Annotated in this window: 17 protein-coding genes; 9 read left to right on the top strand and 8 right to left on the bottom strand. The window is 60.0% G+C overall.

Translation table 11 applies throughout. The features are described from left to right. Positions 1 to 276, top strand: coding sequence for a glutaredoxin family protein (locus GG26_RS11250; protein ID WP_011428981.1), 276 nt, complete (start codon positions 1 to 3; stop codon positions 274 to 276). Here GG26_RS11250 and GG26_RS11245 read toward each other — a convergent pair. Then, positions 262 to 3,747, bottom strand: a complete 3,486-nt coding sequence (locus GG26_RS11245; protein WP_414390632.1) for a DNA polymerase III subunit alpha — start codon at positions 3,745 to 3,747, stop codon at positions 262 to 264. The genes GG26_RS11250 and GG26_RS11245 overlap by 15 nt on opposite strands. A 118-nt stretch (positions 3,748 to 3,865) precedes the next feature. Here GG26_RS11245 and selD point away from each other — a divergent pair, with 118 nt between their 5' ends. The 3 genes from selD (at position 3,866) to GG26_RS11230 (ending at position 6,815) form a co-directional block, all read left to right on the top strand. Further along, positions 3,866 to 4,924: a selenide, water dikinase SelD gene (gene selD, locus GG26_RS11240; RefSeq protein WP_099812628.1), complete on the top strand. Its 1,059-nt coding sequence runs from the start codon at positions 3,866 to 3,868 to the stop codon at positions 4,922 to 4,924. Between the two features lie 112 nt (positions 4,925 to 5,036). After that, positions 5,037 to 5,537 carry a hypothetical protein gene (locus GG26_RS11235; protein WP_011428977.1) on the top strand — a complete coding sequence of 167 codons (501 nt, stop codon included), beginning with the start codon at positions 5,037 to 5,039 and terminating at the stop codon, positions 5,535 to 5,537. 165 nt (positions 5,538 to 5,702) lie between these two features. Continuing rightward, positions 5,703 to 6,815: an ABC transporter permease gene (locus GG26_RS11230; protein ID WP_011428975.1), complete on the top strand. Its 1,113-nt coding sequence runs from the start codon at positions 5,703 to 5,705 to the stop codon at positions 6,813 to 6,815. 54 nt (positions 6,816 to 6,869) lie between these two features. Here the strand turns inward: GG26_RS11230 and GG26_RS11225 are convergent, their stop codons facing one another. After that, a complete protein-coding gene (locus GG26_RS11225; protein ID WP_011428974.1) occupies positions 6,870 to 7,799 on the bottom strand; it encodes a hypothetical protein in 930 nt (309 codons plus the stop codon). A gap of 337 nt (positions 7,800 to 8,136) precedes the next feature. On the opposite strand from GG26_RS11225, the gene GG26_RS11220 reads away from it, so the two are divergent. Next, positions 8,137 to 8,694, top strand: a complete 558-nt coding sequence (locus GG26_RS11220) for a hypothetical protein (RefSeq protein WP_011428973.1) — start codon at positions 8,137 to 8,139, stop codon at positions 8,692 to 8,694. A 218-nt stretch (positions 8,695 to 8,912) separates the two neighbouring features. On the opposite strand, the gene GG26_RS11215 is transcribed toward GG26_RS11220, so the two are convergent. Further along, a complete protein-coding gene (locus GG26_RS11215; protein WP_414390627.1) occupies positions 8,913 to 9,710 on the bottom strand; it encodes a hypothetical protein in 798 nt (265 codons plus the stop codon). 305 nt (positions 9,711 to 10,015) lie between these two features. Between GG26_RS11215 and GG26_RS11210 the strand changes: the two genes are divergently transcribed. Next, on the top strand, positions 10,016 to 10,753 hold the full coding sequence (locus GG26_RS11210; RefSeq protein ID WP_099884399.1) for a HEAT repeat domain-containing protein: 738 nt from the start codon (positions 10,016 to 10,018) through the stop codon (positions 10,751 to 10,753). Between the two features lie 98 nt (positions 10,754 to 10,851). Beyond that, entirely contained in the window at positions 10,852 to 11,964 is a 1,113-nt protein-coding gene (gene mnmA, locus GG26_RS11205) for a tRNA 2-thiouridine(34) synthase MnmA (protein ID WP_099813289.1), read from the top strand. Between the two features lie 58 nt (positions 11,965 to 12,022). On the opposite strand, the gene GG26_RS11200 is transcribed toward mnmA, so the two are convergent. The 4 genes from GG26_RS11200 to GG26_RS11185 all read right to left on the bottom strand — a co-directional run bounded on the left by GG26_RS11200 (position 12,023) and on the right by GG26_RS11185 (position 17,178). Further along, positions 12,023 to 12,817: a glycerophosphoryl diester phosphodiesterase membrane domain-containing protein gene (locus GG26_RS11200; RefSeq protein WP_414390623.1), complete on the bottom strand. Its 795-nt coding sequence runs from the start codon at positions 12,815 to 12,817 to the stop codon at positions 12,023 to 12,025. A gap of 125 nt (positions 12,818 to 12,942) precedes the next feature. Then, positions 12,943 to 13,659, bottom strand: coding sequence for a hypothetical protein (locus tag GG26_RS11195; RefSeq protein WP_414390620.1), 717 nt, complete (start codon positions 13,657 to 13,659; stop codon positions 12,943 to 12,945). 65 nt (positions 13,660 to 13,724) lie between these two features. After that, positions 13,725 to 15,020 (bottom strand): FAD-dependent oxidoreductase, encoded by a 1,296-nt coding sequence (locus GG26_RS11190; RefSeq protein ID WP_414390618.1) that lies wholly within the window; start codon positions 15,018 to 15,020, stop codon positions 13,725 to 13,727. A gap of 49 nt (positions 15,021 to 15,069) precedes the next feature. Further along, positions 15,070 to 17,178 carry a WD40 repeat domain-containing serine/threonine-protein kinase gene (locus tag GG26_RS11185; RefSeq protein WP_011428966.1) on the bottom strand — a complete coding sequence of 703 codons (2,109 nt, stop codon included), beginning with the start codon at positions 17,176 to 17,178 and terminating at the stop codon, positions 15,070 to 15,072. Between the two features lie 349 nt (positions 17,179 to 17,527). Between GG26_RS11185 and GG26_RS11180 the strand changes: the two genes are divergently transcribed. Beyond that, positions 17,528 to 17,881, top strand: coding sequence for a DUF6464 family protein (locus GG26_RS11180; RefSeq protein WP_071813485.1), 354 nt, complete (start codon positions 17,528 to 17,530; stop codon positions 17,879 to 17,881). Here the strand turns inward: GG26_RS11180 and GG26_RS11175 are convergent. Continuing rightward, a complete protein-coding gene (locus GG26_RS11175; protein ID WP_414390615.1) occupies positions 17,878 to 19,332 on the bottom strand; it encodes a BCD family MFS transporter in 1,455 nt (484 codons plus the stop codon). The two genes, GG26_RS11180 and GG26_RS11175, sit on opposite strands and share 4 nt — an antisense overlap. A gap of 382 nt (positions 19,333 to 19,714) precedes the next feature. Between GG26_RS11175 and GG26_RS11170 the strand changes: the two genes are divergently transcribed. Further along, entirely contained in the window at positions 19,715 to 21,181 is a 1,467-nt protein-coding gene (locus tag GG26_RS11170; protein ID WP_011428963.1) for a hypothetical protein, read from the top strand. The last annotated feature ends 127 nt before the right edge of the window (positions 21,182 to 21,308 follow it).

Here is a 21,308-nt window from a genome sequence, read left to right as displayed (position 1 = left end):
ATGCCTTGGCCGCCGCTGATTCTCTACAGCAAGCCCGGATGCCACCTCTGCGAGGGCCTAGCGGAGAAATTGCGGCAGATCCCCGAAATCGGCGAGCTGGAAATCCGCGACATCACCGCCAACCCCGCCTGGTGGGAGCGCTACCACCTGGAGGTTCCCGTGCTGAAGGTGGCCGGGGATCCCGAACGGCTTTTGCCTCGCCCCTCGCCGCGGCTGACGGCGGCGCAGTTGCGCGCCTGGCTGGGACAACAGTTGGGTTGCCTATCGGGAGGCTAGCGCTTCGCTGCGGGCGGTATAGCCAGCTTGGCGCAAAGCTGCCACGGTGGCCTCGGCATCTTTAACCCAAAATTGGGATCCCAGCCTCACCCAGAGCGTGTGGGGAGGGGCGACGATGGCCGCCACAACAGGGATGCGATTTTCTTCCTTGGCTTCCGAACGTTGGCGGGCAAGCAATGTTTGCAAACGGTATCGATCCTCCAATGTCCCAGCCGAGTCCAGAGGGAGTTCCACCGTAACCCAACTCACCGATTCAATCGGCTGTAAGTCCTCGACAATCAATTGCACCTGTTCATCCCGCTGATCCACCTTGGCCCAGATAAAGAGCCGTTGATCCACCTCCAGACGATGGCGCAAACGTTCGTAAGTTTTGGGGAAGATCACCGCTTCGCAACTGCTGGTGAGATCTTCCAGTTGCAAAATGGCCATGCGATCCCCTCTCTTGGTGGTTACCGTTTTAATGGCGGTCAGCAGGGCCAGAATGCCTACAGAAGTATCGGCTGCGTAGCCGCTCAAATCGGAGAGGTTAACAGGAGCCAACAGCCGCGCCTGCTCTTGAATCCGCCGCAGCGGGTGATCCGAAACATAAAAGCCCAACAGCTCCCGTTCTAGCCTTAACTTTTCTTGCGGTGGAAAATCTTCAGTTGCAGGCCCCCGCGGAGCTTCAATAAATCCCTGGTCGTTGCCCAACAAATCAAACAGGCTGGCTTGGCCAATGGCTTTGGACTTAGCCTGCTCCGCTGCCCAATTGAGGATGGGATCCAGATCCGCCATTAGCTGTTTGCGGTTGCCGGAAATACCATCAAAAGCGCCCGCACAGATCAACGACTCGATGGCGCGGCGGTTGACCACGCGCAGATCCACCCGCTGGCAAAAATCGGCCAAAGAGGTGAAGGGGCCTCCGGCCTGGCGGGCAGCCAGAATGTTTTGAATCGCCCCCTCGCCCACATTCTTCACTGCTCCTAGACCAAACAAAATGCTGGATCCCTGAGGGGTAAAGTCCAGGCCAGAACGGTTGATATCCGGCGGCTCAATTTGGATCCCGATCGACAGGCAATAGGTGATGTAGCGCTGGACCTTGTCTTGATCCCCTCCCACAGAAGAAAGCAGCGCCGCCATGTATTCTGTTGGATAATTGGCCTTGAGATAGGCTGTCTGGAAAGTAATCAGTCCATAGGCCGTAGAGTGGGATTTGTTGAAGCAATACTCGGCAAAAGCAACCATTTGGTCAAATAGCTCCGTAGCCACTTCCTTGGCCGCACCTCGCTCTACTGCCCCTCGGACGAATTGCTCCCGGTGTTTCTCCATCTCGGAAACTTTCTTTTTTCCCATCGCCCGCCGCAATAGATCAGCCTGGCCCAGGGTATAGCCGGCCATGTCCTGGGCAATGCGCATGATCTGTTCTTGGTAGAGAATGGCGCCATAGGTATCTTGAAGGATTGGCTTGAGGAGATCGTGGGCGTAGGTTACCGGCTTGCGGCCATGCTTGCGATCGATAAAGTCCGGGATCATGCCCGTATCCAATGGCCCTGGCCGGTAAAGAGCTAAGACCGAGGAAATATCTTCCAAGTTGGAAGGCTTGAGCTCTCGCACCACCTGCTTCATGCCGGAAGACTCCAGTTGGAAGATCCCTTCCAGCTCTCCTTTTTCCAAAAGTTGGTAAGTTTTCTCGTCGTCCAATGGCAGGTTATCCAGGTCGATAGTGACCCCTCTGTGCTCTCGAATCAGCTCCACGGCCCGCTGGATCATCGTCAGGTTGCGCAGCCCCAAAAAGTCCATCTTCAACAGGCCCAGAGACTCGATATCTTCCATCGAGTACTGAGTAATAATTTGGCCTTCGTTGTTGTATTGCAAGGGCACGATCTCATCTAGAGGATCTTTGGAGATGACCACGCCGGCAGCGTGAACCCCAAAGGTTTTGTTGGTGCCTTCCAACAGGCGGGCCAGCTCGATCCAGCGGTGAGTGGTTGGGTCTTTCTCGTATTTTTCTTTGAACTCTGGAGCCGGCGTGTTCTCGCCGATCATCTCCTCCAATTTTGCCGGTTTGCCCCGCGAGACCGGGATCAGCTTTGCCATTTTGTCGGCTTCGGCATAGGGAATATCCAGCACCCGACCGACATCTTTGAGAATGGCCTTAGAAGTCATGCGGTTGAAGGTGATGATCTGGGCCACTCGCTCCTGGCCGTATTTGCGGGTTACATAGTCGATCAGCTCTCCCCGCCGCTCGATACAGAAATCGGTATCGATATCCGGCATCGATTGCCGTTCTGGGTTGAGAAAGCGCTCGAAGAGCAACCCATATTTGACGGGATCGATGTTGGTAATCTGCAAAGCATAGGCCACCAGGGATCCGGCTGCCGAACCACGGCCTGGGCCCACTGGGATCCCGTGTTCGCGAGCATAGCGAACGTAGTCCCAGACCACCAGGAAATAGCTGGAGAAGCCCTTTTGTTGGATGATATTCAGCTCAAAGCGCAGGCGCTCCTGATAGTTTTCCGGAATCTGATCTGGATAGGCGACGCCGCAGCGTTTCGCCAGGCCCTGCCAGGCCAATTCGGTGAGATAGCTATCGGCAGAATGGCCCGGCGGAACCGGATAGTCGGGCATGCGCGTTTCCCCAAATAGGTCATAGCCCTCGATCTTTTCCAGCACCTTGAGAGTGTTGGCAATGGCTTCGTCGATCACCTCCTGCTCCAGGTGATCGCGGCAGAGGCGGCGCATCTCCTCCGGGCTTTTCAAGTACTCTGTGCCGCTGTAGCGAAGGCGGTTTTTTTCGGTGAGGGATTTGCCTGTTTGGATGCAGAGCAAAGCATCATGAGCCTCCACATCCCAACAGGAGATGAAGTGGCTATCGTTGGTGAGGATGATCGGGATCCCTAATTCGCGAGCAATGCGCACCAATTGCACATTGACAAAGCGGTCTTCTCGATAGCCGTGATCCTGAATCTCGATGTAGTAATCATCTCCAAACTGTTCCTGATACCAGGCGGCAACTTGGCGGGCAATTTCTGGCCGCCCCTGCAAAATGGCCTGGGGCACCTCCCCGGCCAGGCAGCCGCTGGTAACGATCAACCCCTCTTTGTATTGCGCCAAATACTCTTTGTTGATACAGGGCCGAGCGAAGATCCCCTTGCCTTGAACGCCTTGGAGATGGGAAATGGTGGTCAGCTTGACCAAGTTTTTGTAGCCCTGGGTATTTTTGGCCAAAACCACTTGGTGATACTTGGGGTACTTGCGGCTTTTGTCTCGAATATCGCCGTTGATAACATACATCTCATTGCCGATGATCGGCTTGATCCCTTTGCTTTTACACAGTTTCACCAGCTCGATGGCCCCGTACATAACGCCGTGATCCGTCAGGGCCAGCCCCGGCAAACCCATCGCCACCACCTGCTCAATCAGAAGCGGCAATTGGCTGGCGCCATCCAAGAGGCTGTACTCGCTGTGCAAGTGCAAGGGAACAAAGGCCATGGCAAGGCTACAGATAGAAGGATCTTTCTTACCTTAACTCGGTGTGCCCATTTCCCGGCTGCCTGCAGGTGTGGCTACAGTGAGATCAATCAAGCTTGTGTTTTCTCCTTTTGCCTAAATGGACACTCCCCTTCGCCTCACCCAGTACTCCCACGGCGGCGGCTGCGGCTGTAAAATCGCCCCGGCGCTGCTGCAGCAGATTCTCAAAGAGCTGCCCCTTTTCTGGTCGGATCCGGCGCTGCTGGTGGGATCCGAGACCAGCGACGATGCCGCCGTCTACCAACTCAACGACGAGCAGGCCCTGATCCTGACCACCGACTTTTTCATGCCCATTGTGGACGATCCGGTGGATTTTGGCCGCATCGCCGCCGCCAACGCCCTTTCCGATGTTTACGCGATGGGGGGCACGCCCATTCTCGCCCTGGCCATTTTGGGCATGCCGGTCGACAGGTTGCCCCTGTCGGCCATTCGGGAGATCATGGCCGGGGGAATCAAGGTCTGTCAGGAAGCCGGGATCCCTTTGGCCGGGGGGCACTCCATCGATTCGCCCGAGCCCATCTTCGGCCTGGTGGCGGCAGGGCTGGCCCACCCGCAGCACATCCGCCGCAACGCCACCGCCCGGCCCGGCGACGATCTCATCCTCACCAAGCCGCTGGGGATCGGGGTGATGACCACCGCCCTGAAAAAGGGCCAGCTCAGCGCGGCAGGCTACGCGGAAGTTTTGCAAGTGATGACTCAGCTCAACCGCATCGGCCCGCAACTGGCGCAGCGAGCCCAGGTTCGCGCCCTAACCGATGTAACGGGGTTTGGCCTTTTGGGACATCTGCTGGAAGTCTGCCGGGGCTCGGGGGTGAGCGCCGAGCTGGATTTGGCTGCCATTCCGTTTTTGACCGAAGCGCTCTCCTTAGCTGAAGCTGGGATCTTCCCCGGCGCAGCCCGGCGCAACTGGCAGGGCTATGAGGGAGTAGAGGCCAACTCTCTGCCGGAGTGGCAGCAGTTGCTCTTGTCGGATCCGCAAACCAGCGGCGGCTTGCTGGTGGCGGTGGATCCCGCCTACACCGCAGAGCTTTTGCAAGAGCTCCACAGCGCCGGCTACTCTTACGCCCGTCGCATTGGCCGCTGCCAGGCCGGCGAAGGGATCGCCATCCGGGTTGTCGGCGAGATGCCGGTAGCTTGAGTGAAGCCTATATTCGGCCCTCTCCTGCCAATATGAAGATTCGGTCAAGCAGAGCTGCGAAAGTTGAAGATCTCATGTAAGGGTAAGGGGAGCTGAGATATCTTAAAGGGGTATGAACGAGCCCTCTCCCAACAGCCATAGCCTGGTTCAGTGGGTTGAGCCAGGTCAACTGATTCGCAGCCTCAGCAGTGGCCAATTGCTGATGGTGGATCCACAGCGGCCCAACGCCCTGATCATCTGCAAGACGTTTCATGCCGAGTTTGCCGGGCCGGGGGCTGCGGTCGGGGGGCCCTTGGATGTGGATTCGAGCGGCGTGCTCCCCATTGGGGATGTGGCTCTGTTGCATCCCCAGGGCTATCAAGAGCGGCAAAATGCCTATGCCAAGCGGCTGCACTGGATGCGCTGGCTGCAGCAGATCACCGATAATCCTCTGCCGGCCCAGCGGGCGCGGGTGCTGCTTTTTAGTTTGGAGGAATTTTTCTCTGCCGATTTGGTCAGCCAGTTGCCGGATGACATTTTGGCGCGGCTGGTCGGGGTGCTGCCGCAGACAATCGCCGCAGCTCGGATGGAAATGATGCCCCTCTACAGCCCCAGCTATTCCCTGGCCGGCTGAGCCGTCTTGGGGAAGAAGGGAGAGGGGAGCCTGAGTTGGGGCTGTTCGGGATCGGAGTAAGAGACCTAGACTACAGAAATCAGGCCTTCTGGCTCTCTGGATTTGATTGGAAAATAAGCGCGGTATCGCTATCCTGAAAGCTCGCCCAACCGGGATCCTGGCCTCATGCAGTGGTGGAAACGGCTTCGCCAAAATCGCTGGGCTCAAGCAGGAGCCTACATCCTCCTCGTTTTCTATACTTGCGCCATTTTTGCCGAGTTTGTCGCCCCCTACAGCCCGCTGGAATCGCAGCCGGGGGGATCCCTTCTGCCCCCCACCGCCATTCACTTTTGGGACGAGTCGGGGGCTTGGCTGGGACCCCACGTTTATCCAACTCGCCAGGGGCCGGTGGATCTGGAAACGGGCGAACGTCCGCTTTTGGTGGATACCAGCCGTCCCGCCGGGATCCGCCTGTTTGTGGCCGGCACCCCTTACCGTTGGTTGGGTTTGATCCCCTGGGATCGACACCTATTCGGCACTGTCCCTCTGCGGACGGAGGAAGGGCTGCCCGTAGCGCGGCTACACCTGCTGGGCACGGACGATCAAGGTCGCGACTACTTCAGCCGTCTGGTCTACGGTGGGCGCGTCAGCCTGTTCGTTGGCCTGGTGGGCATCGGCATCTCTTTTCCCATCGGTCTGCTGGTGGGGGCCATATCCGGCTACTTCGGCGGCTGGGTGGATACGCTGCTGATGCGGCTGACTGAGGTGTTGATGTCGATCCCGACGCTGTATTTGCTGGTGTCGTTGGCGGCGGTGTTGCAGGTGAACCCGCTGACCGGTGTGCCCTTCAGCAATGCCGAGCGCTTTTTGGTGATTGTGGCCATCCTCTCTTTGGTGGGTTGGGCGGGCTTGGCCAGGGTGATTCGGGGGCAGGTGCTGTCCTTGCGGGAGCGAGACTTTGTGCAGGCGGCGCGGGTGGCCGGGGCCGGATCCCTGTATCTGCTGGTGCGCCATATCCTGCCCCAGACCACCACCTACGTGGTGATCTCGGCAACCTTGGCGGTGCCCGGCTATATCGTGGCAGAGTCGGTGCTGAGCTTGATCGGCCTGGGGATCCAACAGCCGGATGCCTCGTGGGGGAACATGCTGTCGCTGGCCACCAACGCTTCGGTAATCATTCTGCAGCCCTGGCTGGTGCTGGCCCCCACCCTGATGGTGGTGCTCACCTCCCTGTCTTTTAACTTGCTGGGAGATGGCCTGCGAGATGCCCTCGACCCGCGGGATCCTGATCCTCGCTGAGGAGAAGTTGCTTCCTGGTTTGCCGGCTGTAGAGGCAATGGGGCGGCCTGCCGTTCACCGTTTCCCGTCGGGATAGAGCCGGTTGAGCCCCTTGCGAGCCTTGGCATGGACGTCCAGGGTGGTATCCATCTTCAGGATCTGGCGGTAGACTTGCTCGGCCCGGGCGATTTCCCCCTCCTGCTCCAACTTCTCGGCCAGCTTGAGCAAACTTTGGGCCGAGGGATCCGCCAAAGAGCCCTGCTCCTGCAGTTGCCGCAGCTCTTCCAGGCGCTCTTGCACCATCGGTCGCAACAGCCAGGAATCGTCCAGATCCAACACTTCTCGGTAGTAGCGCTGGGCCTCTTTGAAGTTCTTTTGCTCGTCGTAGGCTTCCGCCAGTTGCAAAGCCAGCTCCGCCGTGGGCCGATCCTTAAACTGGCGATGCAGTTGGTTCAGCCGCCGCAGGAAGGGGGATCCCTGCTGCGGGTTTTTCAAATCCGGCGCGTGTTGAACCGGCAAATAGTTACTCCTCTCCGCCGATTGTTGAGGGGAAGGGGCAGGCTCCGCGGCCTGAGGTCGAAGGGGCGTTTGCCGGCTGATGCTTTTGGGGTCAATGGGGGTGGGCTTGTAAACCCAAACCGGCTGATCCGAAGAGGATGCCGGTGGGGTTGGGTGTGGGATCGGCTGGGGCAAGGGAATGGTCTTGCGATCCGGCGGTTCAGGAGATGGCTGCTTCAGCTCCTCAAGGGTGCTGGGAGGTTTGGGGGCCTGAAATTGAATCGCTTTGGGAGTCTCCCTGCGCTCTTGGGCCAATTCTCGGTACAGAGCGGCCAATTGCAGGTACCCCGCTTCTTCATAGGCGGTGGCCAGCCAACGGGCATTCTCTGGGCTGGGATCCGCACGATAAGCCCGCCGGAGCAACTGCAAAGCAGTGCCGTAGTTGCGCTCTCGAATGGCTGCCCGTCCCAAACTCGCTGAGCTGACCCCGATGGTATCGCTGGCCATAGTCCCCCATCTGTCTTGGCGCCGACAATAGAGCTAAGAGTCAAGGCTGAGCTGCTGATAATTCATGTTTTCCAAGCCAGCCACGTGGGTTGACGCTTGCTTAATATAACTGGATTCCTTGGCCATAGCATACCCTCACCAGCCGGGATGTTATCTGCTCGGACAGCTCCCTCTTGTTGAGATCTCTCGCTTTATATCAATTCAATGTCGATATTGAGGGTGGGATTGGATTGAGATCTGGATGCCAAGTTAACTTTCGGGCTAACTTGTAGTCAGAGCTTCAGCAGCAACAGGTTCTGACGCCAACATGATCCAAGACTTTCGAGAGCGGTACCCTATGGGCAGTTTGCTCACCGATCTGTTGCGGGTGGAAGAAGGGATCTACATCGTCAAAGCCCAGGTGGTGGTCAACAACACGGTTCTGGGCAGTGGTATTGCCGGCTCCAACACAGTAGAAGAAGCAGAAGATGCTGCGCTGAAGCGCGCTTTAAACCACGCAGGATTCGGTCATTCCACAACTTCCCTGAGCTTGGGGGTGGATTCTGCTGCCGCCAGGATGCCCTACCTGCCCACTCCTGACTTGGCCAATGGGCGCACCCACTCTTCTGCTGCCCCTCAAGCTCCTGAGTCGATAGGGATCCCGGCGAAGCCGACTTCCCCAGAGTTGCCCAATCTGAGCGAGCCAGGGGCCTATGGAGATGATTTATCCGACATCATTGCTCAAACAGATGTCGAGATGCAGCGTATTGGCTGGGGCCGCAAGGAAGGACAAGAGTTCTTGGAGCGTCGCTTCCAAAAAAAGTCGCGCCACCAACTAAATGAGGCCGAACTGCGGGAGTTCTTGCGCTATTTAAAACAGCAGCCGTCCCGCCTCAACAGCGAGCCCCGTTTTTGACTTTTCCAGACTCCCTCGCTCCCGGCCCCTCTCCCAGAGGGAGTCCCCCCTCACCCCCAGCCCCTCTCCCAGAGGGAGTCCCCCCTCACCCCCAGCCCCTTTCCCAGAGGGAGAGGGGAGTTAGACTTGACCTTGGAAAAATCCCTTGCCCAAAGACAGGAGACTGCATCAAACCGCCAGTCTCTCTGGTGTCTCGTTGTGTTCTGGAATAGCCACGGCTAGGGCGCACCCACGATCACAGTGGTGTCTTGCATTGTCTTCACGACGGTCTCGCCTCCTTCCGAGAGCACAACCCGTCGCTCCGGCACCGACACTCCGGCCACCCTGGCAGTTTGGTAGTTTTGCCCGGCCTGCACCACAGAAGGAATGACGCCTGGGCCGGAAACCAAAGCAAAGGATTCGCCACCAATCTGTATCATCCCGGAAACCTGTACACTGCGGGCAAAGGCAGCCGGGTCGGGGGTAGGCGTTGGGATCGGGGTAGCCACGGCTACAGGCGCTCCATTGCCGTCGCCAGGAGGGGGCAAAACCGGAGGTGGAGGCAGGGGCGGCAGGACAATCTGCGGTTCAGGAGCACGCACGTTTTGGGGCACAAAGGGATCCGCCCGTCCCGCCCCACTCAAGGCCCGCTGGGTTTCCTGCTCCCGATCCACCGGTGGGATCAGGCTGGAGGCGGCTTGAGTGGTTTGCAAGAGGGAGGGCACAAGCGGGGGCGGAGGTTGGTCGGGGGCAGTCTGGCCAAAACCTGGAGGCAGGCTCGCCGTTTGTTGCCGGGCAAGAGCCTGCATCTGGCTGGCTCCGCGGGCCAGAGTAGCGTTCATATCCTGTTCCCAACGGCCTGAGGCGTTGAGCCGCATAACTACAGGGCTGCTGCCGCCGCGCGACTCCACCCAGATCTCGGCTTCTGTGTCGCTCAGCCGACGGGAGCGGAGGATGCGGGATCCCGGGGGCAAGAGGGGCTGCAGCGCCAGCTCCGCTTCGGGAACCGCTTGTTCGTTGGCCAACGCAGAAGACAAACGAGGGGACAAGCAGACCAGGCCCCCTGCCGACAACAAGAGGATCCCAAGTGAGAACAGTTGGCGAGCAGGTAGAGATTTCAGCATAGAGACCACCGGGAGAGAGCCTCGCATCACCAAAATAGCCGAAATCTTGGGGATGGGGCTCAATCGAGCTGCTTTTTTCGACAACAATGCTAGGATTTCCAATCAAAGCCTCAGCCCCTGTCAATAGAGATCCCGACCGGCGTAGGCAAAGCCGGCCCCTATCTGAGCGCAGCCCAATTTGCCATAATGAAGAGAGACTGTAAAAATTTGTTAACGACATGACTGTCTCTGCTTTGGATCCTGTCAACCCCGCTCGTCTGGAGGAGATTGCCGAGCGGCTGCGCAGCCCGCGCCCTGCGGATCGCATGGTGGCCTTGGCGCAATTGCGGGATGTGCCAGCAGAGCAGGCGGTGCCGCTGATTTTGCAGGTCATCGACGACGAAAACCTGCAGGTGCGCTCTTTTGCCGTGTTTGCCTTGGGGATCAAGCAGACGGACGCCTGTTTGCCCAAGCTGCTGGAGATTCTCACCCAAGACCCGGACTACGGCATTCGCGCCGATGCGGCAGGCGCCCTGGGCTACTTGGAAGATCCGCGGGCTTTTGAGGCGCTGGTGCGTGCTTTTTATGAAGATGTGGAGTGGCTGGTGCGCTTCAGCGCCGCCGTGGCCCTGGGCAACCTGAAGGATCCCCGAGCCTACGACGTATTGCTGCGGGCGTTGGAGGGGCCGGAAGAGCTGCTGCAGCAGGCGGCCATTGCTGCTCTGGGAGAACTGGGGGATCTGCGGGCGTTGGATCACATCCTGCGGTTTGCCCAGTCGGAAGATTGGCTGGTGCGGCAGCGGCTGGCCCAGGCCTTGGGAAATCTGCCTTCGCCCAAGAGCGTTTCCGCCCTCAACTATCTGGCCAAAGATCCCCACGATAGCGTTGCCGCGGCGGCTTTGGATTCGCTGCGGCGGCTGCGCCAAAGGGGCTTCCCGGAACCGGGATCCCGGCCAGCCGATTCAGAAGCAAGCTAAGCTGAAGATCTGGGTTCGGCCTGATGTAGGGACGGGGTTCTCGGAGGGCTCCGTCGAGGATTTGCCGGCCTTTGGTTTTCCTGATCCTCTGCTCTGCGATGGCTACCAGCCCCTATCCTCTCGTTGCTCCAGAAATAGCCGGCTCCCCCTCTCGGCCTCGCATTGTGGCGGCTCTCTCTGGGGGGGTAGACAGCTCCACGGTGGCGGCCATTCTCCACGAACAGGGCTATGCCGTGGAGGGAGTGACTCTCTGGCTGATGCGGGGGAAAGGCCAGTGCTGCACCGACGGCCTGGTGGACGCCGCCGCCATCTGTGAGCAATTGGGGATCCCCCACCATATTGTGGATAGCCGCGAGCTGTTCCAAGCCAACATTGTCGATTACCTGGTGGCCGGCTATGCGGACGGGATCACACCGCTGCCCTGCTCGCAATGCAACAAGCTGGTGAAGTTTGGTCCCTTGCTAACCTATGCCCGCGAGACCCTGGGCATCTCTCAGATTGCCACCGGCCACTACGCGCGGGTACGTTTCAACAGCGAGCTGGGGCGATATCAACTGCTGCGGGCGGTGGATCGGCAGAAGGATCAGTCTTATTTTCTCTACGACCTCAGCCAAGAGCACCTGGCCCACAGCCTCTTCCCCTTGGGCAACTACACCAAGGCCCAAACCCGCCAGATTGCCGCGCGCTACGGCTTGGTTACGGCAAATAAGCCCGAAAGCCAGGATCTGTGCTTGATCGAGACCTACGGCTCGATGCGCAACTTTTTGGATCAGCACCTGGGTCAAAGGCCGGGGGAAATTGTCGATACCCAGGGGCGCGTGCTGGGATCCCATCAGGGCATTCACCACTACACTGTTGGCCAGCGCAAGGGGCTGGGCATTGCCTCTTCCCGCCCGCTCTATGTAGTGCGCATCGATGCGGCCATGAACCGCGTGGTGGTGGGGGAACGGGAAGAAGCCACCCAAGCCGAGGCCTGGGTGCGGCAGGTGAACTGGGTCTCGACCCCTGCGCCGGACGAGCCCTTAGCGGTAGAAGTGCAGGTGCGCTACCGTACCCCCGCCGTGCCGGCCACCTTGATCCCGGAATCGCCGGAGCGGGTCAAGCTACGGTTTGCCGAGCCGCAATTTGGCGTCACCCCCGGCCAGGCCGCCGTCTGGTACCACGGGGATCTCCTGCTGGGGGGAGGGATCCTGGAGCGCCCTTCTCCCTAGGCCAACTGCAACTTCCCTCTCGCCAGGGGGGAAGGATTGGGGGTGAGGGCAAGCCAAACTACGCTGCTTGCGCTTGCAGCTGCTGCAGGGATCGGAACAGGAGCACCGTGTAGACATTGAAGATAGGCGTGACTGCCGTGAAAGCGGTAAACCCGACCACAACTGCTAAGAGAGCTACCACAGGCGCCCAAACCAGAAGCGCAAGTCCTATGATGTCGGTATTACCCCCAGTTACAACTGCAGCTAGGGTAGCTCCCAAGATCGCCACAACAAAAGGCAAAAGCAGGATTGAGATGCCGAAGATCAAAACCACGACCAGGAATGCCCAAAACACCCCCCACCAACGGCCCCTGACCAGGTTCCAACTGTAGACCAACCCTTCTGTGGCACCCTTGTCCTCCAGGGCAATTGCGCAGAGGGTGAAAGCTAGCCTTACCCGGCAATAGATGCCGGGAAACACAAACAGCTGCATCCCTAGTGAGGAAATCAGATTCACCAGGAGGCTGCCGAATATCAGAGGCACTGCCTTAGAGAAAGCCTGATCCAAGCTATTGCCCAGCAAGGGAGTTCGCTGCTTCAAGTGCTGATCCACCAGCCAAAAGGCTGCTCCTGTCAAGATGGGCGCGCCGACTAGGACATAGGCCAGGAGGAGCAAGGAGAGGATCATCCCGAGGGAAGGTGAGGTCAGACCTACAACGAAGAACGCGATATGGCTAGAAGAGGTCAGGATCAGCAGCGGCCAGTAGATGGGACCTACCAACTCAAACGACCGCCGCAAGAGCAGAATCGGGCTAAGGGTGGCGCTTTGCATGGCAGAGGGATCCTCGTGGGCAGCCCAGTCCACCCCCTTCATACCACGGGATCTCACCTAGGACATCTTGGGTTGAGCCGAAATCCCAAAAAGGGATCCCTTCTCATCTCAAAGCTAGGCACGGGGAGCACCCTTTTTGCTATCCCCAATGGGGGCAAAAGCGGAAACTAGGAGGCCGCCTGCCCCTTCAATCGTTGCAGGGATCGGAACAGGAGAACCACATAGACCCAGAAGATGGGCACAACGGCTGTGGCAGCAGCAGCCGCAACCATTCTCACCCCAAAGTCGCCAACATCAGCCACAACTATGACAAATCCAACTATCAATACACCCGCAAAACCAAGAATCAAGCCCAGGACCAGAAGGGCCCAAAACACGCCCCACCAACGACCTTTGACGAGATTCCAACTGTAGCGCAGCCCTCCTGTAGTTCCTTGATTTTCTAGAGCAATGGCACAAGGTGTGAGGGCCAGCTTAACCCCTACATAAATGCCTGGAATGATCAGAAAGATGGAGGCAAGGCAAGAGAGGAGTGCTGCTAAGAGGGTGCTCAGAACTAGAGGCACTGCCTTCGAGACAGCTCGGTTGAGGCTGTTGCCCAGCAGGGGAGCTTGCCGCTTCAGGTGCTGATCCACCAGCCACAAGGCTGCTCCGCCTAGGATCGGTGCAACAACAATGCCATAGGCCCGTTGGAGGATCCCCCCGAGAAGTGGGGTCAGCTCCGTGACGATGGCCAGAATAAAGCCTGGAGAGGCCAGGATCAGCAGCGGCCAGTAGATGGGACCTACCAACTCAAACGACCGCCGCAGGAGCGGGATTGGGCTAAGGGTGGCGTTTTGCATGGCGGAGGGATCCTCGTGGGCGACCAAGTCCACCCCCTTCATACCACGGGATCCCGGCTTTGTTGCTGGGAATAGGCTTAAGAAAGTCTGTATTGCTTTGTACAGATCTAGGCGGATTTTTGGAGAATCCACGCCGCTGCCTGCTCGCCGCTGCGGAGAGCCCCCTCGATGCTGCTCTGGTGGGTGTATTCCCCCGCCCAGAGGAGGCCCTGGAGACCGCTGCAGGTGGATGGCAGGTGCTGCTGGAACCCCGGCGGCTGCACAAATTGGGCAAAAGGGATCCGGTATACCCGCAACAGGCGAAATTGCTCTAGGGGAGCTTTCGGGAAGTAAGCTTGCAGCTCGGCTCGGCAGGCTTGGGCCAGCTCCTCGTCACCTAAGGGGGGATCCCCCAGCACCACCACAGAGTACAGGTGTTGGCCGGGGGGAGCCAGTGCCGGGCTGATGTGGGTGAGCTGAACCCAATGGTTGATCCAGCCCTGGCCGGTGGCGTTGAGGTGCAAATAGCCACCACGAGTGAGGGAAAAGGGAGCGCAGAAGTAGAGGCAGGTCACCGCTCGCCCTGGAGTGGGAATGGGGGTGGGGGCCTGAGGGCACAGCTCCGCTTGCCAGGCCCGCGCTTGAGGAGCATCGGTGGCGCAGACCACCCACTCGGCAGGGATCTCCTCGCCGTCGGCGGTGCGGATCCCGCGCACTTTTCCCTCTTGGACCAGGATGCGCTCCACCGGGGTTTGGTAGCGGATCTGCTCTGGGGCAAGGTGGCCGGCCAGTTGGCGGGCCAGTTCTCCCATACCCAAGGCCGGGGTGACGATGGCTCCCTCGGCCATCATCTTGAAATAGAAGGCCAAGAGGCGGGCGCTGCTGGCCAGCTCCGGATCCAAAAGAATGCCGCGGAAAAAGGGGTAGAAAAAGTGCTGGCAGATCTTGGCGGAGAACCCGTACCTTTCCAGAAACTCCCGCACCGAACAATCGGATCCCCCCAGTCCTTCTTGGAAAACCTGCTCCGGGGTGCGCCGCGCCAGCTCTGCCCGCAACTGCAGCACCTTGAGCTTGTCGCCAAAGCTGGCCAAGGGGTTGAGCAGGGAAGGAAAGATACTGGACAGATCCCGTAGGGGATCCCCCAACAGCCAGCAGCGACCGGGTTGGGCCAACATGGCTCCCGGACGGTAGGGGCGGGGATCGAGCTGGCTCAGATCCAGATGCCGCCGCACCTGGGGATAGGCCGTAAACAGCACCTGAAAGCCGCGATCCAAACGAAAGTCTTCCACCGCGTCGGTGCGCACCCGCCCGCCGGGGCTGTCGCTTTTCTCTAGGACCAGAACATCCCTTTGGCCCGCTTGGGCCAGCACCTTGGCGCAGGTCAAGCCGGCCAGCCCCGCCCCGATAATGACTACTCTGCCCATGCTCTGCCGGGATCCCTCCTCCGTCGAGTATTCTACCTGGCTTGATTCCTCAAGGCTGAGTCCCCTTCTCCGCTTCAGAGGCGGGATGTTCTGGCCCCCAGATGCGAATGGCGCCATCGGCGCCGCCGCTGAGAAGGGTCTGACCATCGGGGCCGAACAGCAGAGCGCTCACCATCCAGGTCTGGCCGCCCAGAGTGCGCAACTCTTTGCCGCTGCGCAGATCCCAGAGTTTGATCTGCTGGGCGCGGTGATCGGTGCTGCTGGCCAGCAAGCGACCATCGGGGCTGAGGGCAAGGGTGGCCAAGCCGGATAAGGGCTGGGGCAGGGTGCGCTCCCGGGATCCCGTGCCCACGTTCCAGATCCAGATGCCGGAAGCGCTGGCGGCGAGCAAGTGGCGGCCATCGGGGCTGAGGAGCACCTGCTCGATGGGGTAGTCGGCTTCGAGGGTTTTCAGCAACGCTCCACTCCTGGGATCCCAGAGATAGACGGCGGGATTCCCATTGGCAGCCACCAGGATCCAGGGCGAGCTCCCTTCTTCCGCCAACCCAGAGGGAGCAAAGGCCACTGCCGTAATGCCTGCCCCTTGGGTAACCGGGTAGGCGGCGCTGTCGATGGTGCGCACCAACTGGCCGTCCTCGGCTTGCCAAAGGCGGATGGTGCGGTCGGCGCTGCCGCTGGCGATCCAACGGCCATCGGGGCTGATGGCGACGCTGTTGATCAAGTCGGTGTGTCCTTGCAATTGCAGCCGTGGCACCCCCTCCCCCGACCGCAGGGCGGGATCCCCTAGAGCAGCCAGATCCCAGACCCGCACCGTCTTGTCTGCCCCTCCACTCACCAAAAAGGTGCCATCCGGGCTGATGGCCAGCGTCTCAATCGAGCCTTCGTGGCCTGTCCAGCTCTGCAGTAGTTGGCCGGCCTGGGGATCCCAAAAGCGGATGACGCCGTCATCCCCCCCGGCAACCAGGAGATTTCCATCCGGGCTGATGGCCAGGGCGGTGATGGCGGCGGGACCTTCCAGCTTGGCCTTGAGCCGTAAGGACTTGGCCCAATCTGCCAAGTCGAGGGCAGGGCTTCCAGTCTTGGAGGGATTGGGCGGCTGCTCTGTGAAGCTGAAGCTGTTGGGCCCAGCGGATCCCAAATTTGCCATTGTTCCCGCGGGCGGGACAGAGTCCCTAGGCACAACTGCCTTCTCTCCCCACCGGCTAAGGTTGGCCGCCAGTTGCCAGGCAGCAACTCCGAACAAAACCAGCAAAGCCGCCAGGCTGCTCCCCGCCCAAAGCGGTGGGATCCAGAAACGCGCCCGCAACGATACGGGAGAGCGCGGCGGCGTAGTCGGCTCCTGCCAGGGATCGACGGCAACAGGGTCGGGCAAGATCTCAGCGCCGGGAGAGACACCTTCTGCCAGAGACAAAGCCTGCAAGGCAGCCAGAGCTGCCGCTGCCGAAGCAAAGCGCTGCCGCGGGTCGCAACCCACCAGGCCATCCAAAAAAGCAGCGAAAGGAGCGCTGGTAGGAGCCAGATCGTGCCAGCGCAGCTCTCCCGTCAACGGATCGCGAAACAGCTTGTGGGTCGGGATCCCTGAGAGGGCTTGCAAGGCGAGGAGGCCCAAGGCATCGAGGTCGCCGCCAGCAGAGGAAGCCTCCAATCCAGAACCGGCAGAGGCCATAGCTTGGCCCAAGCCCAATACCATCCAACGGCCATCGGACTGTCGGCAGAGCAAGCAAGAGGGCCGCAAATTGCCGTGGCTCACCCCCTCACCCTGCAGAAAGGCTAGAGTCTGCAACACATCTTGCAAAAAGGCCCGCACCTCCACCTCTGACCAAAGCTGCCCTTGCTCCGTGGTCTGGCGCAGGGCCTGTTCCAGTGTCTGCCCCTGGATCCACTCTTCCACCCAGTAAAAGCCCCCTTCCTCCTCAAAATAGGCCAGCAGGCGCGGGATAGCGTCATGGGATCCCAGGCGTTCCCGCAGCGCCATTGCCTGTTGAAATCGCTGCCGGGCAGCAGAGGGCTCTTCCCCCTTGGGAGAGCGAGGTTGCCAACGCCTGATCACCACCCAGCTCTGTTCGGGGCAATGGCCATCTTGGGCCAGGTAGGTTTGCCCGCTGGATCCCAGTTCTTCTAGGATCTGATAGCGGCCAGCCAAGGTTTGCCCTACCATAAGGACTCCGGTCGCTCCAGGCAGATGTGGCTCACCCGTGGCCTATCCTCGGCCAGGCTACCAATTTTTGCTTCTGACCCATCATGCCACAGTGAGAAAACAGGGTCTAAGGTAACCCCCTCGGCAAGAGATGAGGTTTCTGGCTACTCGAGGCGGGAGAGATGGAGGTGACCTCCCTTTGGAAGAAGGAGATCTAGATCAGGCGCGAGAACCTAGGACTCAACCCTCCCCCCCAATTGGCGGCCCGCCCAAGGAAAATCCTCTACACTAAATAGAGCGAGTACAGGCAAAACCGCGTCCATCCTATTGTTTGCCGGTCTGTTCTCCAGGCTGGCCTCCCTGGCACCTTATGTCTTCTGTCAACCCGGCCTTGCCCATTCAGTGGATCGATGCGGATTCGGGAGAGGTGGTGGAGGAATGCCCCTGGGAGAGCAGCCCCCATCCGGGTACCTACATCCAACTGGCCGAGCAGCACTACCTAATTTTGGAAAAGCGTCATTCCTACCAATTGCGGCAGGGCAAGTATCACCTCTGCGGCATCCGCGCCCTCATTCGCCCGGTGAGCCCACCTCCCGAAGCAGGCCAGTTTCTGGGGGATCCCTCCTGTCGCTTCAATGCCCGCTCGCCCCTGTTGCGCTGCGCCGTCAACCCCAGTGGGCCCTGCCAGGGGTGTCGCCACTACGAGCCGGCCAAAGGGCGTTAGCTTTCCAGCTCCAGCGCCAGCACCTCGGTCAGGGCGCGGTTGGTGTTTTCCCGGAACTCGGCCACGCTCACCCGGCCCAGCAGATACACTGCCAGCAACATCACCCCTGCCTCCACCCCAAAGACGGTGGCATAGGCCAGCACCGAGGAAGTGGGGAAGAGGAGCCGCCCCAAATCCAGCAAGGCGCCGCCAATGAGGGTAGAAAGCGCCTGCGACATCGCCTGGGCCAGGCCCCAAGCCCCAATAAAGGTGCCGGCAGTCTCAGCCGCTGTCAAATCCAACATCAAGCTGATGGCGCCGTTGGTGGTGATCCCGGAAGCTAAGCCGAACAGGATCATGCACAGTTGCAGCAGCCGCGGCTCGCCCGTAAACCCTGAGGCAATGGTTAGGCCAAAAGAAAGGGCCACCAGCAAGCAGCCCAGGCGGGTGGTGGTCTGCTTGCCCAACTTGGGCACGATGAAAAATCCGGTCACCACAATTCCCGCCAAAATGCCCAGGCTCCAGAAAGCGTTGAGCTGGGTACTTTGGGATACGGTCATGCCGAACACCTCGCCGCCATAGGGCTCTAGAATCGGCTGCTGGATAAACAGGCCCATGGTCATCAGGGCCAAAAAGCCGAAGAAGATCACGGTTTGGCGGCTGGCGGTGAGCACCTTAATGGCCGTGCCCAGGGTGATCTGGTCTTCCCGACCCACCAAGGTGGAACGGGATCCGTAGCGAGAGTAGCGTTCTTCCACCCCCCAGGTGGCGATCACCCCCAGCAGGATCACCACGGCAGGGATGATGATGAAAAGGCGGTTGATCGTGCTCTGTAAGTTCTCGGCATCCAGGCCGCGCAGCAGCACCGCCGAGCCAATCGCCCCCCCGGCGATGCCCACCATCAGCATCGACCAGACGATCCCCACCAACTGGGAGCGGTTGTGCTCATCGGAAACATCCACCAGCAGCGCCGCAAAGGGCGTGGAGCAGGCGCTCAGACACAGCCCGTAGAGAGCAAACATCAAGGCAGCCAGAGCAATCCAGCCGTAGGTAGCCGGCGACCAGCCGCTGTTGGCAAAGCTCTGCCCCAAGCCCCACACCACCTGCACCGCCAAGAAGATGCACAGGGCAAACAACACCGATCCCAGGCGCACATAGCCGCTGCGGTGCGTCCCCAACAAAGGCTTGGCATCGGAAAGCTGCCCAAACCAGACGCGGGCTGGAGACACCAACTGGTGCATGGCCAGGGATCCCCCCACCACCGTAGCCGGGATGGCCAGCAGCTCCGGGTCGATCATGACCCGGTTGAGCACCCCCAACGTCAGCAGCGACATCATCCCCAAGCCCATCTGAAATAGGCCCAGGCGAAACATAACCAGCAAAGGCAAGGGGGGCGCCGAAGGCTGAGGCTGTGAAGAAAGGGCGGTGGCCGCCGACCCGTTGACCTCAGGATCCCGCTGAATATTGGCCATGACCTGTGATGCTTCATGCAAAAGCCCTACAGCTTTTTATGGTAGCCCAGGCAGCCGGGGATCCCGGAAAAGGTATGGGATTGCCGAAAGCGAAACCGCCGCACCGGCTCTCGGTAACCGAGTTAGGGCCGGAGCATCGTTCCCTGCTAGCCTGTTGCCGCTGGTTTTGGCGGGAGCAAGTCGCAAAATCTTTCCGCGCCGGGGTTTCTCTACTACACTGACAACTGACCTGGTGCCAAGCGAAACGGGCCTTCCTGCCGCTGCGCTCGGCAAGTCAGCATTTGCAGACACAACAAACCCAATCTCGATCCTGTTTGAGACCGAGAAGCTCGTCCATAGCCAGCTTTTGCTCAAGTCGGCGAGGAATTTCTCCGGCAACCCTATGGCTGACGCAGTCCCAGTTCGGCGCTACGACCTGTTTGTGCAAGCCTCGCGGCTGCTGCAGCGTTACCGGCAGTTGACGCCGGAACTGCGTCCAATAGGAGTAGAAGTGGCCCTGGCCATCCAGTACCATCGCGCCCAGGCCGGCTCGGGATCTCTTCTGCCGGCGGTGGGATCCCCTCATGGCCTGCCTCTGCAGCAGGTGGCCCAGCGCATTTGCGACCCGTTTTACAGCAAAGTCCACCCCCTGCTGCCCACCCTGCCGGAGACGGGGGAGCCCTTGGTGTGGCCCCTGTTTAACCAAGGGGAAAACGGCCTTGTCCAACCCCTGGCGCCGAGCAAAGTGGGCGGCAAATTGGCGGAACGGCGCTGGCTTAAGGCTTGCAACAGCCAGGAGGGCATTGGTTGTCATGCTTTGGCCGCCCATCTGTGGCAGGACGAGCGTTTTCTGGCCGAAGACCGGGATCTCTGTCCTTTTCGCCTCTACGACGGGCGCTACCCCTTGAGCGTGGATCAGGGGCGGCAAACCTGTGGCTTCGACGACCACCCCTGTGGCTGGCAGGCGGGACACCCCAAAATGCTGCAGGTGGTGGGCAAGGGCAAACAGGCGGAGATTTTGCTCCCCCACTGGACTGACGCGATGTGGGCCATGCTGATCCCGCCCCATCGCCCCCTGCCCATCTATCCTCTGCTGGTGATGCTCTACTTTGGCCAGGAGACTCTGCAAAAGGGGCGCAGCAGCCTTTCGGTGGAGCAGTTTCGCCTGGATTTTCAGTTCAGCCACTCCCAACTCAAGCTGTTGTTTGACACCCACCCTGAGCACCCTCTCAATCGCCATCTGCTCGCCCTGGCTGCGCAGCCGGAGGTGGAGTGGGGATCCGCCGAGCTCCTGCCTCCTATGCCCCCCCTCTTGCATCACCCTGCTGGGGGCAAGGTGGTTTTGGATCCGGATGAGCCGCCCCAGTTTCGCAGCAGCGGGATCCCTGCCTGTGCCGGGACAGACCCGCTGATGGCAGAGCGCCGCCGTCGCCGTCAGTTGGAGCGCAGCGAACGCCACAACGAGATCTTGCACCACTTTCGCCGCTGGTTCCGCCTGGCTGGGCTGGAGGTGCGGGAAGACCAGCACACGTTTGACTTTCTGGCGGTGGCGGATGGACACCTGCTTTTGGCCGAGGTGAAATTGCTGCACCACAAAGATGCCGCAGAGGCGCTCCAGGAGGTGGTGGGGCAATTATTTTACTACGAGCGCTTTGCCCTCACCCCCTGGATCGAACAGGGCTTCTCCGTTCAGAAAGCCGCCGTTTTCGACGGGCCGCCGCCGGATCCCTACATTCGATTTCTGGAAGACCTGGGCATTGCCACCTACTGGATCAACGAGCAGCAGATGATCGACGGGCCGGAGAGCTCGCTGCGCCTGTTGCGCCAAATGGAGGTGCGGGTGCGGCCGGATCCGGAGTTGGGGGATTAGCCTCTTTTCCGGGCTCTGGCCTAATGGAGAGGGATTCTTAACCACCTCTTTACTCAGGTTCTCCCCTGAGGGTGCTACAGCCTGTTAAGGGCTCAAGGGGTACAATAGCAGCACTTAGCAAACCAAC

Source organism: Synechococcus sp. 'PEA 65AY6A-5F PE A', from assembly GCF_047462575.1.
Taxonomy (GTDB): Bacteria; Cyanobacteriota; Cyanobacteriia; order Thermostichales; family Thermostichaceae; genus Thermostichus.
This window is presented reverse-complemented; position numbering and strand designations above follow the sequence as displayed.

Excerpts from the sequence above, each read along its gene's own strand:
- GG26_RS11210 (WP_099884399.1), top strand. The coding sequence starts at position 10,016 with ATGACTGTCTCTGCTTTGGATCCTGTCAACCCCGCTCGTCTGGAGGAG.
- GG26_RS11230 (WP_011428975.1), top strand. The coding sequence starts at position 5,703 with ATGCAGTGGTGGAAACGGCTTCGCCAAAATCGCTGGGCTCAAGCAGGA.
- GG26_RS11185 (WP_011428966.1), bottom strand. The coding sequence starts at position 17,178 with ATGGTAGGGCAAACCTTGGCTGGCCGCTATCAGATCCTAGAAGAACTG.
- GG26_RS11180 (WP_071813485.1), top strand. The coding sequence starts at position 17,528 with ATGTCTTCTGTCAACCCGGCCTTGCCCATTCAGTGGATCGATGCGGAT.
- selD (WP_099812628.1), top strand. The coding sequence starts at position 3,866 with ATGGACACTCCCCTTCGCCTCACCCAGTACTCCCACGGCGGCGGCTGC.
- GG26_RS11220 (WP_011428973.1), top strand. The coding sequence starts at position 8,137 with ATGGGCAGTTTGCTCACCGATCTGTTGCGGGTGGAAGAAGGGATCTAC.
- GG26_RS11170 (WP_011428963.1), top strand. The coding sequence starts at position 19,715 with ATGGCTGACGCAGTCCCAGTTCGGCGCTACGACCTGTTTGTGCAAGCC.
- GG26_RS11175 (WP_414390615.1), bottom strand. The coding sequence starts at position 19,332 with ATGGCCAATATTCAGCGGGATCCTGAGGTCAACGGGTCGGCGGCCACC.
- GG26_RS11195 (WP_414390620.1), bottom strand. The coding sequence starts at position 13,659 with ATGAAGGGGGTGGACTTGGTCGCCCACGAGGATCCCTCCGCCATGCAA.
- GG26_RS11200 (WP_414390623.1), bottom strand. The coding sequence starts at position 12,817 with ATGAAGGGGGTGGACTGGGCTGCCCACGAGGATCCCTCTGCCATGCAA.
- GG26_RS11190 (WP_414390618.1), bottom strand. The coding sequence starts at position 15,020 with ATGGGCAGAGTAGTCATTATCGGGGCGGGGCTGGCCGGCTTGACCTGC.
- GG26_RS11245 (WP_414390632.1), bottom strand. The coding sequence starts at position 3,747 with ATGGCCTTTGTTCCCTTGCACTTGCACAGCGAGTACAGCCTCTTGGAT.
- GG26_RS11235 (WP_011428977.1), top strand. The coding sequence starts at position 5,037 with ATGAACGAGCCCTCTCCCAACAGCCATAGCCTGGTTCAGTGGGTTGAG.
- GG26_RS11250 (WP_011428981.1), top strand. The coding sequence starts at position 1 with ATGCCTTGGCCGCCGCTGATTCTCTACAGCAAGCCCGGATGCCACCTC.
- mnmA (WP_099813289.1), top strand. The coding sequence starts at position 10,852 with ATGGCTACCAGCCCCTATCCTCTCGTTGCTCCAGAAATAGCCGGCTCC.
- GG26_RS11225 (WP_011428974.1), bottom strand. The coding sequence starts at position 7,799 with ATGGCCAGCGATACCATCGGGGTCAGCTCAGCGAGTTTGGGACGGGCA.